The sequence below is a fragment of the Pantoea sp. Cy-640 genome (genome assembly GCF_011752635.1).
In the GTDB taxonomy this organism is placed as follows: domain Bacteria; phylum Pseudomonadota; class Gammaproteobacteria; order Enterobacterales; family Enterobacteriaceae; genus Pantoea; species Pantoea dispersa.
On the sequence record NZ_VWXB01000002.1, the window covers coordinates 533,975 to 548,395 of the forward strand.

A 14,421-nucleotide genomic window follows, 5' to 3' on the forward strand; every position below is an offset into this window, starting at 1 on the left:
GCTTTTGCCCTTTCGCCCGTTGCTGGCGCTTTTCGGTTACCGTGTTGCGCTCAAGACTTCGTTGAACCCGATTCAACCTTAAATGCGCTAAGCTTGACGCGCTAAAACCCGCAGCAAAGAGGCTGGTGAACAGACACTGTCGCCAGCCTCTTTGCTGTTTTTTTCACCTGCGGTACGGATAAAAACATGTCATCAGTACAACCTCAACTCTCTCAGCTTCCGGACGAGGCCTCGCTGCCGCGTCACAGCGTGCCAAAAGCGCTGTTCGCGCTGGGCACCGGTGGATTTGCCATCGGCACCGGTGAATTTGTCATCATGGGCCTGCTGCCCGATGCGGCGAAAGGCCTGAACGTCACCATTCCTGAGGCCGGCCATCTCATCAGCATTTATGCCCTCGGCGTAGTGATTGGCGCGCCGCTGCTGGCTATTCTCGGCGCGCGGGCTTCACGGCGTAATTTCCTGATGACGCTGATGGGCCTGTTTGCGCTGGGTAATCTGCTGAGTGCTGTCGTGCCGGGCTACCCTGCGATGCTGGTGGCCCGCTTTCTGGCGGGCTTTCCCCACGGTACTTTCTTTGGCGTTGCGGCGCTGGTGGCGGCAGGACTGGTGGAGCGCGCGCGGCGCGCGCAGGCGGTGTCGATGGTGCTGCTGGGATTAACCATCGCCAATCTGATTGGCGTACCTGCCGTTACCGCCATCGGCCAGTGGTTTGGCTGGCGTGATGCGTTTGCCATCGTCGGCGGACTGGCGCTGCTGACGCTGCTACTGGTGTGGCTTTGGGTACCCAATGTGGCCGGTGACAAGCAGGCCAGTCCACTGCGCGAGCTCTCGGCGCTGACGCGCAAGCAGGTTTTGCTGACGCTGGCGATTGGCGCGATTGGCAGCGGCGGCATGTTCTCGGTATTCAGTTACGTTAAACCCACCATGATGGAACTGGCCCACCTGCCGGAAAATCTGGTACCGGCGATACTGGCGCTGTTTGGTCTTGGCATGATTATCGGCAACCTTGTCGGGGGACGTCTGGCCGATCGCGGGCTGGAGAAAACCATCCGCATTATACTGGTGTGGTCGCTGCTGGTATTGAGCGCGTTTGTCTTCGCGGCGCATTATGCGCTGGCGGGCGCGCTTAACGTGATGCTGGTCGGTACCATGGTGGCGCTGGGAAGCGTGCTACAAATCCGCCTGATGGACGTGGCCGGTGATGCACAAACCCTGGCGGCCGCACTTAATCACTCAGCGTTTAACATTGCCAACGCGCTGGGGGCGTGGCTCGGCGGCATCACCATTTCCGCCGGGCTGGGCTGGCAGTCTACCGGCTGGGTTGGGGCCATTCTGTCCGTACTGGGGCTGCTGATTCATGCCGTTGCGGTGCGCGATGCGCGCCGGACGCCGGCGCTCGCCATAAAATAATTTTACCGCGCGGGAATAAACGCCGCGCTGGTTCGTCTTATGCTCACTTTTCCTTACTGAGTTGGCTAAGATGAACTTTAAACCTACGGTCAGACATCTGCCGTTGTTACTGCTGGTGGTCATTATTCCCGGATTACTGCTGGTGCTGTTTCTTGCTGCAGGCGGCTGGCTGACGCCGCAGCGCCTCAGTGCGCAAAGTCTGGTGCAGTCGCTGCAGCAAAACAGCGGTGTGCATCCGGGATACCGGCGCAATCATGCCAAGGGCGTGTGCGTTACCGGTGATTTTACCTCCAGCGGCAACGCGGCGTTTCTGTCACGCGCCAGCGTTTTCCAGCCGGGTACGGTGCCGGTGATTGGCCGCTTTGCCATTGCCGGCGGTAATCCGCACGCGCCGGACTATGGCGTGCCGGTGCGCAGCCTGGCGCTGGAATTTCAGCTGGCGCACGGCGAGCAGTGGCGTACCGGCATGAACGCGCTGCCGTTTTTCCCGGTCAGTACGCCGCAGGCTTTTTACGATCAGCAGCAGGCCAGTCGACCGCTGCCGCAGACCGGTAAACCTGATGCGCAAAAGCTGATGGCGTTTACCGTTGCCCATCCCGAAGTTAAACCGTTCTTTGCCTGGGTGAAAACCCATGTACTGGCCGCCAGCTGGGCGCAGGAGCAGTACAACAGCCTGAATGCCTTCCGCTTTACCAATGCGCAGGGGGAAACGCGCTTTGTGCGCTGGAGTCTGGTGCCACGTACGCCATGGCAGCCGATCAGTGCCGCTCAGCAGCAGCAGCCGGATTATCTGCAGAGCGACCTGCACGACCGGCTGGCGACCGCACCGCTGAAGTGGGATCTGGTGATCAGCGTGGCTCAGCCCGGCGATGCGGTGAACGATGCCAGCAAGGTGTGGCCAGCCGATCGGCAGCAGGTTGTCGCCGGTACGCTGACGCTGCGCGACAGCAGCCCGCAACAGGGCGGCAGCTGCAATGACATCAATTACGATCCGCTGATTCTGCCGCAGGGCATCAGCGGTTCTGACGATCCGCTGCTCAACGCGCGCTCCGCCGCTTACGCAAAATCTTTCAATCTGCGCACGGCTGAACAGGCGCACCAGCAGGAGAAAAAATCATGAGTCACCAGACAACCCTGTTTCATCCGCTGCTGCGCATCGTACACTGGTTGATGGCACTGGCCGTGCTGACCATGCTATTTATCGGCGTGGCGATGGTGGCGGATATCTCGGCTGCCCATTCACTGCTGCTGGCGATACACAAACCGCTCGGCGTGGTAATCGCGTTGCTGGTGGTCGTGCGTATCGGGCTGCGGCGTTACTATGGTGTGCCCGCCATGCCCGCGTCGGTGCCGGGCTGGCAGCAAACGGTGGCTCATTTGACCCATCTGGCGCTCTATTTACTGATGCTGGCGCAACCGCTGGTAGGCTGGGCGATGCTGTCGGCAGGCGGGTTTCCAGTGACTATTGGCGAGGGACTGGTGCTGCCGCCGCTGCTGCCGGTTAGCGTGGAAAGTTATGCCGTGCTGCGCCCGTTACACTCGCTGCTGGCGTTTAGTCTGTTCGCGCTGATCCTGGCCCATCTGGCTGCCGCGCTGCTGCATGGTGTGATTTTACGTGATGGCGTGCTGAGTAGCATGACCGGCCTGCGCCGGGTGCGAGAGCAAAAATAATGTCTGCATTGAGCGATGACGAAATCCGCGCATTACTGCCGCATTTGCAGCGTTTTGCGCTGGGGCTGACGCGTGAGCGCATGGCCGCTGAGGATCTGGTACAAAACACGCTGGTCAAAGCACTGGACGCGGCGCGCGATGACACGCGCAGTCTGCGTGCCTGGCTGTTTTCCATTCTCTGGCATCAGTTCATTGATGGCGAACGCCGCCGCAAGCGCTGGCAGGCGATTATGACGCTGTTCAGCCGCGCCGAGCCCTTTGCCGAGTCGGCTGAGCATCACGCCATCGCCGATGAGATGCTGGCGCTGTTCGCCCATCTGCCGGCTGACAGTCGCGCATTGCTGCTCCTGGTTAACGTTGAAGGCATGCGTTATCAGGAAGCGGCTGACACGCTGGACATTCCGCTGGGCACCGTGATGTCACGGTTATCGCGGGCGCGAAAACAGTTGCAGCACATGACCGAAGGCCTGCCGGCCCCGGTGACGTTGAGGAGATTAAAATGAAGATCCCGCCCGATGAGAACCAGCTGCACGCCTGGCTGGATGGTGAACTGGATAGCGCCAGCCATCAGGCCGTCAGCGACTGGCTGACGCAGCATCCTGACGTCGCCGCCCAGGTTGAGGGCTGGCGTCAGGACAAGCTGCGCTTGCAACAAAGCCTGCAGCGCAACATGGCGCGAACCGCCTTTACGCCACTGCAGCCAGCACAGCTGCGCCAGCGGCGTGCGCGGCAGCGTTATCAGCGGCTGGCGCTGGCCTGCTCGCTGGTGCTGGCGTTGGGGATCGGCAGTCTGTCCGGCTGGCAGATGACTGAACGCTTACAGAATCACCCGTTACCGATGGAGGATGCGGTACAGGCTTACCGGTTATTCGGCGATGGCGCGCAGCAGGCGACGATGGACATTAGCACCCATCAGACGACACAGCTGGCCAGCTGGCTGGGCCGCTATTTTATCAACGGTACGCTGCCGCCCAATCTGGAACGCTTTGGCTATCAGCTCATCGGCGCGCGCCTGATGGCGAATGAGCATGGCGCCTCGGCGCTGGTGCTGTATCAGACCGCCAGCGGCACGCGCGTTGGCTGGTACATCCGCCCGCAAACCGTGCGGCTGGAAAAGGGGTCGCGCCAGGCGGACAACCTGGTGGCGCAATACTGGAGCGATCGCCACTATAACTATGCGCTGGTGAGCCCGATGAGCGGCGAAGCCGCACCGGCGCTGCGTGCTGCGATAGGCAGCGAAGTGGGCTGATTCATTTGCCTGCCAGCTTTGCCTGCAGGAACGTCATAAATACTCGATTGATCTCGCTGCGCTGGCGATGCTGCGGATAAAGCGCATTCAGGTGCAGCGAGGCCGGATGCCAGTCATCCAGTACCGTCACCAGCTCACCTCGCGCCAGCGCCGGAGCCACGATAAACTCCGGCAGCAGGATCAGCCCCAGCCCGGCGACGGCCGCATCACGCAGCATTTCTCCGTTATTGCTGACCATCGGTCCCTGGACCGCCAGCACTTTACGCATGTCGCCCTGAAACAGCTCCCAGCCGGTCTGGCTTTCACGTCCATAGCGCAGGCAGAGATGCTGCAGCAGATCCTCCGGCTCACGCGGTGCGCCGGCGCCATGCAGGTAGGCCGGGCTGGCGCAAATCACGCGGCGGAATTCGCCCAGCCGTTTGGCGATCAGGCTGGAGTCCGGCAGCGTGCCGATGCGGATCGCCATATCAAAACCTTCACCCACCATATCCACATGCCGATCGGCCAGTTCCACCTGGAACTGGATACCGGGATGCTGGCTCAGGAATTCGGCGATATAAGGGGAAAGATGGCTGATGCCGAACGACATCGGTACGCTGAGACGAAAACTGCCGCGCAGCACCTGACGACGACCGGACACCGCCAGTTCGGCTTCCTGCACATCATCCAGAATGCGCTGCGCATGCTGGGCAAACAGCTGGCCGTTGTCGGTAACGGACAGTTTGCGCGTATTGCGATTCAGCAAACGCGCCCCGAGCGACTCTTCCAGCGCGGCGATGCGTCGGCTGACGTATTGCTTGGAGAGCATCAGCTGTTCAGCCGCAGCGGTAAAGTTGCCCGCTTTGATTACGGCGACGTAAATCCGTAGATCTTCAATCTGCATATTGTCCACTTATCTGTGACAGTCATTGTCATACAGGCGCATTGTTGGGCAAATCAGTTTACGTATACTGGTCAGCAACGGGAAGGGCCTTCGCCCTCCAGCTAAAAATTTAAGGAGCAGACCATGATTGAACAACGACTGTCCGAACAACGTGGCTTAGGCGATCACGGCTGGCTGCATTCACGCCATACCTTTTCGTTTGCCAGCTACTGGGACCCACAACAGACCGGTTTCTCCGATCTGCTGGTGATTAACGATGATCAGGTAGCACCGGGTCGCGGTTTCGGTGCGCATCCGCACAACAACATGGAAATTATCTCCTACGTGCTGGAAGGCGCGCTGGAGCATAAAGATTCCATGGGTACCGGTTCGGTTATCGTGCCCGGTGACGTGCAGCTGATGAGCGCCGGCAGCGGCGTAACGCACAGCGAGTTTAACCACTCGAAACAGGATAATGTGCACTTCCTGCAGATCTGGATTGTGCCGGCAGAACGCGGTACCGAGCCAGGTTACCAGCAGGTGTCAGTGGCAGAGGCCGACAAACGCGGTCAGCTACGCCTGATTGTTTCGCCACAAGGCGACAATGGCTCGCTGCGCGTACGTCAGGATATGCGTATTTACGCGGGACTGTTTGACGGTGCCGAGCAGCAGACGCTGGAACTGGCTAACGATCGCTATGCTTATATTCACGTGGCGCGCGGCAGCATTGAAGTGAATGGCGTGAGCTTTAACGCCGGCGACGGCGCGCGCGTACGCAATGAGACGGCGCTGCAGTTCGCTAACGGTAACAATGCTGAAGTGCTGGTGTTTGATTTACGACCAGTAGAAGTTAATCATCCGCAGCGTTAATTCATTGCGCGGTAAGTCAGCGAGGCATGGCGTGAACCTTCACGCCATGCCTTTTTATTTGGCTTAAGGTACGAATAATAACCAGCACCTGACAGGTCCGGCATAAAATAGGAATTTTTACCTTCCACAAAAATGCAAAGCCCCTTAAATTTGCCTCCAGGATAAGCACGCTACGCCAGGTATTTGGCGGCTAAACAACAAACAAAGTTAACACTATTACATTCCATTAGAATTAATGGTAATGAGGATTTTGATGGTTTTAAAACGCAGCTTTAATATCGCAGTGGTATTGGTTTTAGCCTTTTCTGTAACGGCTTGTGGCATGTCTCATCGTGGTCGCAACACCGCCATCGGTGCGGGTGTGGGTGCGGTGGGTGGCGCCGTTCTGACCGGCGGCAGCACCTTCGGTACCCTCGGCGGCGCGGCTATCGGCGGCCTGATTGGTCACGAAGTCAGCCGTTAATTTCACCGCTACTCAGGATTTCGCCAGCCGGAATGCTGGCGAAATTTTAAACCACTTCATTCTTAAATCCTTATTCGTCCACTTTTCTCTTTTATCCATCGCCGGATAGCATCGTGGTTTATTTGGCTGCAATGATAAACACACCTAATCGCGATGCGAGATGTAAAACCTCGCCATAAGTATCGGAATCATCAATCAGGCTTAATGATTTATTAAGTGGCGTCAGCATGCCCGGTGAAATTCGATCGCCAAATAACATCACTGCCCGCGCTGAATCATCCTGACGGGATATCCATGAAAGGCCCTGCGCTGATTCGCTCTGATGATGCAGAGCGGCTGCCCAGCGTCGGGTGAGGGGATAGTGATGTTTTTCTGTATCAATAAGCTGCTTACGCGTGATACCTAACTTGCGCAATGCGATGCTGCTCAGGTCGATTAGCAGCATATCTTCATTAACTTTAAGACAGGAATGAAGTTGATGATGTAATTTGTTCTTATCCTGCGTCTTAAGACCGGGTGCGAAGGGCACGTCATGAAATACCGTTTCCATTAATGCGCAGTCTCTGGTCGAACCGCCGTAAAGGGTCGGTATTGGCTGCCCATGTCTGGTTTTTATCGGACTGAAGCGGGCATTCCCTTTCACTCCGGGATTGAACTGGTTGGCGGCATAACGCGACAGATGGACCCGGTGCAGAATGCTTCCTGCTGAAAGCGTAATAAATGAAAGCTGAAGTAAAGCGCCTGGCAATGGCGCACCTTCTTCGGAGTAATAACAGGCAGAGTTGATAAATCATCAGGTTGCGCCGCAGTGCTGCGCTTATCCATGCGTTATTCCTTCCATTTCATCCAGAGCGGCGTCGATGACGCGTTGCGCTTCGGTTAGCAGTAGATCCTGTGGCCGTTTGCCCGCAAGGAAACTGTTATTCGACAGAAACCACAATGCGATAGCCCAACTGTCTTTGTGTCCGGCAAAAATCCTGAGTATCTGAGCCAGTGGTTTAACCGGGCGAAAGTGCGTGTCGCGATCCAGGCCATAATCGGGGAAATAATCTATCCCATTGTGATTGATGGCAAATATCTGGCCGCTTTTTTTCCATTTATTCGGCTGAGCGCTCGGATTTGTGGAACTCAACCCTGCCAGTTGCGCCACTTCTGCGGCGCTGAGCCAGTTTCCGCTCTCCAGTACGGCATTGCGCGCCTCTAGTAACATCGCCGCTTCTTTGAGTAAATGAGGCGAAGCTGGCACGCGCGGTAACATCGCACTGGCCAGTTGCTCCAGCGATTCCTGCCGCTGCCGCTGTTGAAAAATTGCAAACATGGATGAAGCGATTGCGGAAAGATTTTCTGACAGGTTGCGTAGCGTCAGCGCATCGCCTGGATGGTCGAAAGTAATGGCAACAACGTGACTGGCATGTGATTTTGACAGCCGACCCTGAATCTCCTGCGGGGTACCTGTCAGTGCAGAAACCCCGGTGTGATCTTTATCGCTAACCATCAGTTAACTCCCGCAAGGTTATTTGGGTTATCTGATTTTAACGATATCCCGAATAACTTGCAATGGCATTGACGGTGCTGCTTTAAGTAAGCAAGAGGCGAGAGGTAAGAGGGAGCACACTGCAGGAAAAGGATTGTTAAAAGTGGGAAAAGTTAACAATCCGTTTGAGGTTCAGTCGATCTGAAGCTGATGAATCATCAGAGCGGCGCGGGCGGCTTCTTTGCCTTTTTTAATAAAATGTTCGGTATAAAACGCTTCAATCGCGTCGACCGGCTGAAAATTGTGCGGAGTGAGTGATACCGAAAACACCGGAACATTGGTGGTGAGCTGCACATTCATTAGGCCATCGACGACGGCCTGCGCGACAAAGTCATGGCGATAGATGCCACCGTCGACCACCAGCGCGGCGCAGACAATCGCATCAAATTTGCCGGTTTCGGCCAGGCGTTTAGCCAGCAGCGGCATTTCAAACGCGCCGGGTACATCGTAGCTTTTTAATGTATTTTCGACGCCTTGTTCTGCCAGTTCCTGCTCAAATCCCACCAGCGCGTTGTTCACGATCGCCTGATGCCATCCTGCTTTGATAAAAGCCACACGAAACTTATTCATAATGCTTCCATGATTAGCTGAAAAATTTATAAGTGAATAATAAAAAAGTCTTTTTTATCATCTGCCCGCTATCCGTTTGGTATACCATATGTTGCAATTTTGATCCACAACGCGGGCAGTGTGGTTAACGTGCTGCTTGACGCCAGCCAGCGCCTGCAATACAAATAGACGCGTCGGGGGAGTCTCGCCTGAGAGACTGAGAGGCTAATAGCGCACTGCGCGGCTTAGCGACCCTTTGAACCTGACCCAGTTGATACTGGCGTAGGAAGACTGACGGCTTCATGTGCAAAGCCGTCTGGCGCAAAGGCGAGCCCGATCGCTGGCGTCGATTCCCTTCACCTGTATCTGCGGGTCTCAGTTATCACTGAGAGGCCGATGTGAATTTCCCAGATTATTTACCGGAACGTTGTTCATGAGCCGCTGGAGCGTGCTCGGTAGCGGCGTGTCCGGGCTTTGTGTTGCCACGCTATTGGCTGAGCGCGGCGAAACCGTCGAGGTCATTGATGATGAAGCGCGTCAGCCTGCCTCGTGGTTTGCCGGTGGCATGCTGGCGCCGTGGTGTGAAGCAGAAAGCGCGCCAGCGGAGGTGATTACCCTCGGCCAGCATGCTGCGGCCTGGTGGCAAACGCGCGTCAGCAGCGTGGTGCAGCAGGGCACGTTAGTGCTGGCACCGCCGCGTGATAACCCGGAGTTAAACCGCTTCGCGCGCATGACGACGGCGCATCAATGGGTTGATCCGGCGTCGCTTGAACCGGCGCTGGAAAACCGGTTTGCGCGCGGACTGTTTTTCCCGCGCGAAGCACATCTCGATCCGCGCCGTGCGCTGGCTGAACTGCGTGACAAACTGCTGCAGCGCGGCGTCCGCTTTGATGCGCGCCAGCCCTCGGGCCAGATCATCGACTGTCGCGGTATCCATGCCAGAGCGCAACTCTCCGGCCTGCGTGCGGTGCGCGGGGAAATGCTGATCCTGCAGAGTCATGAGGTGTCATTTTCCCGGCCGATTCGTCTGCTCCATCCGCGTTTTCCCTGTTATCTGGTGCCGCGTCGCGACGGCCACTTCATGCTCGGTGCCACCATGATCGAAAGCGACGATGCCAGCGCTATCAGCGTGCGCGCCATGATGGAACTGCTCAGCGCGGCCTACACCCTGCATCCGGCGCTGGCGGAAGCGCGCGTCATCGAAAGCGGCAGCGGTCTGCGTCCGGCATGGCCGGCTAATCTGCCGGAAATCCACTATCACAACGGTATTTTTTATCTTAACGGCATGTATCGTCACGGTTTTCTGCTGGCACCAATGATGGCAGAACAGCTGATGCAGCGCCTGTCCGGGGAGGTTAGCCATGAATATTCAGCTTAACGGCCGCACCATCAGCACTGAGGCCACCAGCCTCAGCGAATTGCTGATCGAACAGCAAATTGACGCGGTCTGTGTTGCCACCGCCTGCAATGGCGATTTTGTGCCGAAAAGTCAGTATGCCAGCCTGCAGTTACAGGAAGGCTGGCAGCTGGAAGTCCTGTCACCGATGCAGGGAGGCTGAGCGATGTTTTACGATTTTACACCGCAGTCACGGTTGCTGCTTGGCACCGCAGGCTACCCTTCACCGGCGATTTTGCAGCAGGCGATCGCCGCATCCGGCAGTGAAATTATCACTGTCAGCCTGCGCCGCGAAGGCACGGCGGGCGCGGCTTTTCGCGAGCTGCTGACGGGCCTGAATGTACGCGTGCTGCCCAACACCGCTGGCTGCCACACGGTCAAAGAGGCCGTCACCACCGCGCACATGGCGCGCGAGTTGTTTAACACGCCGTGGATCAAGCTGGAAGTGATTGGTCATGCCGACACGCTGCAGCCCGATCCGTTCGCGCTGGTCGAAGCGGCACGCATTTTGTGCGCCGACGGCTTCCAGGTGTTTCCTTACACCACGGAAGATCTGATTGTCGGTGAAAAACTGCTGGCCGCCGGCTGTGAACTGCTGATGCCGTGGGGCGCGCCCATCGGCTCCGGCCAGGGACTGCGAAATATTGACGGGCTGCGGGCGATGCGTGCCTGGTTCAGCGATATTCCACTGATCATTGATGCTGGCATCGGCGCGCCGTCACAGGCAGCGCAGGCGATGGAGATGGGCTTCGATGCCATCCTGCTCAATACCGCTGTGGCGAAAGCGGGCGATCCGGTGGCGATGGCGCGCGCGTTCAGCCAGGCGATCGCCGCCGGGCAGGGCGCGCGCGAGGCCGGGCTGATGGAGAAGCGTGATATGGCCGTGGCCTCAACGCCGATCTTCGGCCTCGCTAACCTGAACTAAGGAGCGCGCAATGGAACGCTACCAACGCCAGATGATGCTGCCGGAAATTGGCGTCGTCGGGCAGCAGAAACTGGCTCGCGCCCGCGTGCTGGTAGCCGGTGCCGGTGGGCTGGCCGCCACGCTGCTGCCTCAGCTGACGGGCGCGGGCGTCGGTCAGCTGTGTCTGTACGATGACGATCAGGTCGCGCTGCATAACCTGCATCGCCAGACGCTGTTCACCCTGCAGGATGTGGGTCGCAGCAAAGCTGTGGCGGCGCAGCAGGCTTTGCTGCTGCGCAATCCTGAGGTGCAAATCGACGCGGTGCCCGAGGCGCTGAGCGCCAGCAATATCGCGCAGGCGCTGGCGGGGTGCGATCTGGTGATTGATGCCGCCGATAACTTCGCGGTGACTTACCAACTGTCTGATGCCTGTTTCCAGGCAGGCATACCGCTGATCAGCGCCTCGGTGCTGGGTCGTCAGGGCTATGCTGGCGGTTTTTGCGGCGGCGCACCGAGCTACCGTGCGCTGTTTCCGCAGCTGCCCGCCTCCGCAGCTAACTGCAACACCGCCGGCGTGATGGGGCCAGCCGTGGCGGCGCTGGGGGCGATGCAGGCGCAGATGGCGCTCAGCGTACTGCTCGGCCTGCAACCCTCACCGCTCGGTTGCATGGTCAACTGTGACTTCGTCAGCTGGCACTTTCGTTCGTTCCGCTTTGATGCGGCACAGGAACCGGCCCAGCCCGGCGTGCCGTTTATTGATGCTCACCTGTTACAACCCGAAGACTGCATTGTGGAGCTGCGCAGCTGCGAAGAGGCGCCCGCCAGCGTGGCCGAACGGGTTGAGCGCGTGCTGCCGCACGAACTGGACGCCTGGCAGCCACCGGCGGATCGCCGCATCGTACTGGTCTGCGCCAGCGGCATCCGGGCGGCGCAGGCGGCCAGCGCGCTGGCGCAGCGCGGCTTTAATCAGCTGGCGATTCTGGCGGCGCGCCGGCCATGACGCAGGACATCCGCTTTGACCAGGTGAGCTTTGCCTGGGGCGAAAAACAGCTGTGCGATCGGCTCAATCTGCAACTGCGCGGCGGCAAAACCACGGTGCTGCTGGGCTGCAGCGGCATTGGGAAAAGCACGCTGCTGCGTCTGGTGGCCGGCTTAGTGCAGCCGCAGCAGGGCAGCCTGAGCGGTATTGCGCAGCACGTGGCATGGATGGGGCAGCAGGATCTGCTCTATCCGTGGCTGACGGTGCTGGAGAACGTGATGCTGACGGCGCGTCTGAGCGGTGCGAAGCCGGACCCCGTGCGGGCGCACAATTTGCTGGCGCAGGTGGGACTGGAAGACGAGGCGCAAGCCGCGCCCTCACAGCTCTCGGGTGGCATGCGACAGCGGGTCGCGCTGGCGCGCACGCTGTATGCGCAGCGCGAGCTGGTGCTGATGGATGAGCCATTCGCCACGCTGGATGTCATGACCAAACACCAGCTGCAAACGCTGACCGCGACGCTGCTGCGCGGCAAAACGGTGTTACTGGTGACGCACGATCCGCTGGAAGCCTGCCGCATGGCCGATGACATTCTGCTGTTGCACGGCCAGCCGCTGCAGGTGACGCACTGGCCTGTGCCGGCAGGTACGGTGCCGCGCGCGCTCAATGATGCCGGACTGCTGCAGGCGCAGGCCGAACTCTTTTCCCGACTGAATTCCTATGAAAAAGCTGAGTAGTGGTATCTACCTGATCGCGGTGGTGCTGGGCGTGTGGCTGCTGGCGCGCCACAACGGCGTACCGGCATTTTTGCTGCCGGCACCGCAGGCGGTGCTGGAGGCTCTGTGGCAAAAGCGGCAGCTGCTCGCGCATCACGCAATGTTTACGCTGGCGGAAATTGTGCTGGCGCTGCTGCTGGGCGTCGGCGGCGGCGTGGTGCTGGCGGTACTGATGGCCTCCAGCCCGCTACTGCGTCGGGTGCTGTTTCCGCTGGTGACAGCCAGCCAGACCATCCCGGTATTTGCGCTGGCCCCGCTGCTGGTGCTGTGGCTGGGTTTTGGCATCGCGTCAAAAGTCGTGGTGGCGGCGCTGATTTTGTTTTTCCCGCTGTGCCTGTCGCTGTTCGACGGTTTATGCCGTACGCCTGCCGGCTGGCTGGAGCTGGCGCAAACGCTGTATCCCTCGCGCTGGCGAATTTTCTGGCGCGTACGCTGGCCGGCTGCGCTGCCGCAGTTTTTCGCCGGCCTGCAGATGGCGGTGGTGCTGGCACCGATTGGGGTGGTGATCGGCGAGTGGGTCGGTGCCAGCGAAGGGTTAGGCTACCTGATGATGCAATCCAACGCGCGGCTGGAAACGGCCACCAGTTTTGCCGCACTGCTGCTGTTAATGAGCCTGGCGCTGCTGCTCTCAGCGGCCGTGGCGCTGGTGCGTAAAAAATTTCTCTGGCAATCATACTAAGGAACTTGAGTGAATAGACTTCTTCGTGCCATCGCTTCGTTACTGCTGCTGGCCACCGTCAACGCGCAGGCAGCCGAAAAGGTGCGGCTGCTGCTCGACTGGTTCATTAACCCTAACCACGCGGCGATCTTTGCCGCTCAGTACAGCGGGGCGTTTAAACAGCAGGGGCTGGATGTCGAGATGATCGCACCGGCGGATTCCGCGTCGGTACCGCTGTTACTGGCGGCAGGCAAAGCGGATCTGGCGATTAGCTATCAGCCGCAGCTCTATACGCTGGTGGACAAGCAGGTGCCGGTGATCCGGGTTGGTACCCTGATTAACCAGCCGCTGAACACCCTGACAGCCGTATCGGGCGATATCCACAGTATTAAAGACTTCGCCGGTAAATCGATTGGCTATGCGATTCCCGGCGCGGAAGATGTGGCTATCCGCAATATGCTGAAATCGCAGGGTGTCGACGTTAACAGCGTGAAGCTGGTCAATCTGAATATGGACGCCGTCTCCGCGCTGCTGACGCATAAAATTGACGGCGCGCTGACCATCTTCCGTAACTACGAGCTGCTGGATTTGCAGGACAAAGGCGCAAAGCCGGTGTCGTTTAAACCGGAAGATTACGGCGTGCCGGCCTACGATGAGTTGATCATTCTGGCCAACAGCAACACAGCGGCAAACGATCCTCGCATCCCGGCATTTCTGCGTGGGCTGGATGCGGGCATCGCCTGGCTGCGCGCTCACCCGCAACAGGCGTGGCAGGCGTTCATTAAGCGTTACCCTGAACTGGATACGCCGCTCAATCATCAGGCCTGGCAGGCGACGCTGCCTTATTTTGCATCGCACAGTGCGGAATTCAATCAGGCGCGTTATCAGGCATTTGGTGAATATATGAAAGCCAACGGGCTGATCACCACCGTGGCGCCGCTGGCGCGCTATTCATTGTAGTCCGTCCGCTTGCGCCGTTTTCCCGGGCCGGGAGAACGGCGCGCGTTGACATTGCGTGCGGCCGGGGGACAAACGGAGACCCGCATCCCCGGTTTTCGGAAAATACTGGATTTCTGTGACTGTTATCACTGCGCGGGTAACGC

General features: G+C 58.8%; 18 protein-coding genes and 1 riboswitch. Of the genes, 14 read left to right on the top strand and 4 right to left on the bottom strand.

All coding sequences use genetic code 11. From position 1 onward, the window contains the following. Positions 1-186 precede the first annotated feature (186 nt). From F3J36_RS08030 to F3J36_RS08050, 5 genes are all read left to right on the top strand, one after another. Positions 187-1,410: an MFS transporter gene (locus tag F3J36_RS08030; RefSeq protein ID WP_166719402.1), complete on the top strand. Its 1,224-nt coding sequence runs from the start codon at positions 187-189 to the stop codon at positions 1,408-1,410. Positions 1,411-1,480: 70 nt separating this feature from the next. Next, positions 1,481-2,530 (top strand): catalase family peroxidase, encoded by a 1,050-nt coding sequence (locus F3J36_RS08035; RefSeq protein WP_058759011.1) that lies wholly within the window; start codon positions 1,481-1,483, stop codon positions 2,528-2,530. Continuing rightward, the gene (locus tag F3J36_RS08040) at positions 2,527-3,081 is read left to right on the top strand and encodes a cytochrome b (protein WP_166719403.1); all 555 of its coding nucleotides are present in this window, start codon (positions 2,527-2,529) and stop codon (positions 3,079-3,081) included. The genes F3J36_RS08035 and F3J36_RS08040 overlap by 4 nt, the downstream gene beginning before the upstream one ends. Next, positions 3,081-3,584: a sigma-70 family RNA polymerase sigma factor gene (locus F3J36_RS08045; protein WP_166719404.1), complete on the top strand. Its 504-nt coding sequence runs from the start codon at positions 3,081-3,083 to the stop codon at positions 3,582-3,584. Before F3J36_RS08040 ends, F3J36_RS08045 begins: the two co-directional genes overlap by 1 nt. Continuing rightward, a complete protein-coding gene (locus F3J36_RS08050) occupies positions 3,581-4,330 on the top strand; it encodes an anti-sigma factor (RefSeq protein WP_166719405.1) in 750 nt (249 codons plus the stop codon). The genes F3J36_RS08045 and F3J36_RS08050 overlap by 4 nt, the downstream gene beginning before the upstream one ends. Position 4,331: 1 nt before the next feature. On the opposite strand, the gene F3J36_RS08055 is transcribed toward F3J36_RS08050, so the two are convergent. Next, positions 4,332-5,213 (bottom strand): LysR family transcriptional regulator, encoded by an 882-nt coding sequence (locus F3J36_RS08055; RefSeq protein WP_166719406.1) that lies wholly within the window; start codon positions 5,211-5,213, stop codon positions 4,332-4,334. Positions 5,214-5,336: 123 nt separating this feature from the next. On the opposite strand from F3J36_RS08055, the gene F3J36_RS08060 reads away from it, so the two are divergent. Both F3J36_RS08060 and F3J36_RS08065 read left to right on the top strand, forming a co-directional pair. After that, complete coding sequence (locus F3J36_RS08060) at positions 5,337-6,062, top strand: pirin family protein (protein WP_132463272.1); 726 nt, start codon at positions 5,337-5,339, stop codon at positions 6,060-6,062. A gap of 253 nt (positions 6,063-6,315) precedes the next feature. After that, positions 6,316-6,525 carry a glycine zipper 2TM domain-containing protein gene (locus F3J36_RS08065; RefSeq protein ID WP_031279978.1) on the top strand — a complete coding sequence of 70 codons (210 nt, stop codon included), beginning with the start codon at positions 6,316-6,318 and terminating at the stop codon, positions 6,523-6,525. A 118-nt stretch (positions 6,526-6,643) separates the two neighbouring features. Here the strand turns inward: F3J36_RS08065 and F3J36_RS08070 are convergent, their stop codons facing one another. The 3 genes from F3J36_RS08070 to F3J36_RS08080 form a co-directional block, all read right to left on the bottom strand. Next, positions 6,644-7,273 carry an RES family NAD+ phosphorylase gene (locus tag F3J36_RS08070; RefSeq protein WP_211072914.1) on the bottom strand — a complete coding sequence of 210 codons (630 nt, stop codon included), beginning with the start codon at positions 7,271-7,273 and terminating at the stop codon, positions 6,644-6,646. 69 nt (positions 7,274-7,342) lie between these two features. Further along, positions 7,343-8,020, bottom strand: a complete 678-nt coding sequence (locus F3J36_RS08075) for a hypothetical protein (protein WP_058776083.1) — start codon at positions 8,018-8,020, stop codon at positions 7,343-7,345. 171 nt (positions 8,021-8,191) lie between these two features. Further along, complete coding sequence (locus F3J36_RS08080; RefSeq protein WP_058781064.1) at positions 8,192-8,629, bottom strand: 6,7-dimethyl-8-ribityllumazine synthase; 438 nt, start codon at positions 8,627-8,629, stop codon at positions 8,192-8,194. 165 nt (positions 8,630-8,794) lie between these two features. Beyond that, positions 8,795-8,914: riboswitch (TPP riboswitch) on the top strand. A gap of 127 nt (positions 8,915-9,041) precedes the next feature. On the opposite strand from F3J36_RS08080, the gene F3J36_RS08085 reads away from it, so the two are divergent. From F3J36_RS08085 to F3J36_RS08115, 7 genes are read left to right on the top strand one after another with little or no spacing between them, the layout of a single operon-like run. Next, the gene (locus F3J36_RS08085; RefSeq protein ID WP_166719407.1) at positions 9,042-9,986 is read left to right on the top strand and encodes an FAD-dependent oxidoreductase; all 945 of its coding nucleotides are present in this window, start codon (positions 9,042-9,044) and stop codon (positions 9,984-9,986) included. Beyond that, positions 9,970-10,167, top strand: coding sequence for a sulfur carrier protein ThiS (gene thiS, locus F3J36_RS08090; protein WP_150360083.1), 198 nt, complete (start codon positions 9,970-9,972; stop codon positions 10,165-10,167). The genes F3J36_RS08085 and thiS overlap by 17 nt, the downstream gene beginning before the upstream one ends. Before the next feature lie 3 nt (positions 10,168-10,170). Then, positions 10,171-10,929 (top strand): thiazole synthase, encoded by a 759-nt coding sequence (locus tag F3J36_RS08095; RefSeq protein ID WP_132463263.1) that lies wholly within the window; start codon positions 10,171-10,173, stop codon positions 10,927-10,929. A 10-nt stretch (positions 10,930-10,939) separates the two neighbouring features. Then, positions 10,940-11,908, top strand: a complete 969-nt coding sequence (locus F3J36_RS08100) for a HesA/MoeB/ThiF family protein (protein ID WP_166719408.1) — start codon at positions 10,940-10,942, stop codon at positions 11,906-11,908. Further along, positions 11,905-12,621 (top strand): ABC transporter ATP-binding protein, encoded by a 717-nt coding sequence (locus F3J36_RS08105; RefSeq protein WP_166719409.1) that lies wholly within the window; start codon positions 11,905-11,907, stop codon positions 12,619-12,621. Before F3J36_RS08100 ends, F3J36_RS08105 begins: the two co-directional genes overlap by 4 nt. Beyond that, positions 12,605-13,339: an ABC transporter permease gene (locus F3J36_RS08110; RefSeq protein ID WP_058776076.1), complete on the top strand. Its 735-nt coding sequence runs from the start codon at positions 12,605-12,607 to the stop codon at positions 13,337-13,339. Before F3J36_RS08105 ends, F3J36_RS08110 begins: the two co-directional genes overlap by 17 nt. 9 nt (positions 13,340-13,348) lie before the next feature. Further along, on the top strand, positions 13,349-14,278 hold the full coding sequence (locus F3J36_RS08115; RefSeq protein WP_166719410.1) for an ABC transporter substrate-binding protein: 930 nt from the start codon (positions 13,349-13,351) through the stop codon (positions 14,276-14,278). Positions 14,279-14,421: the final 143 nt, after the last annotated feature.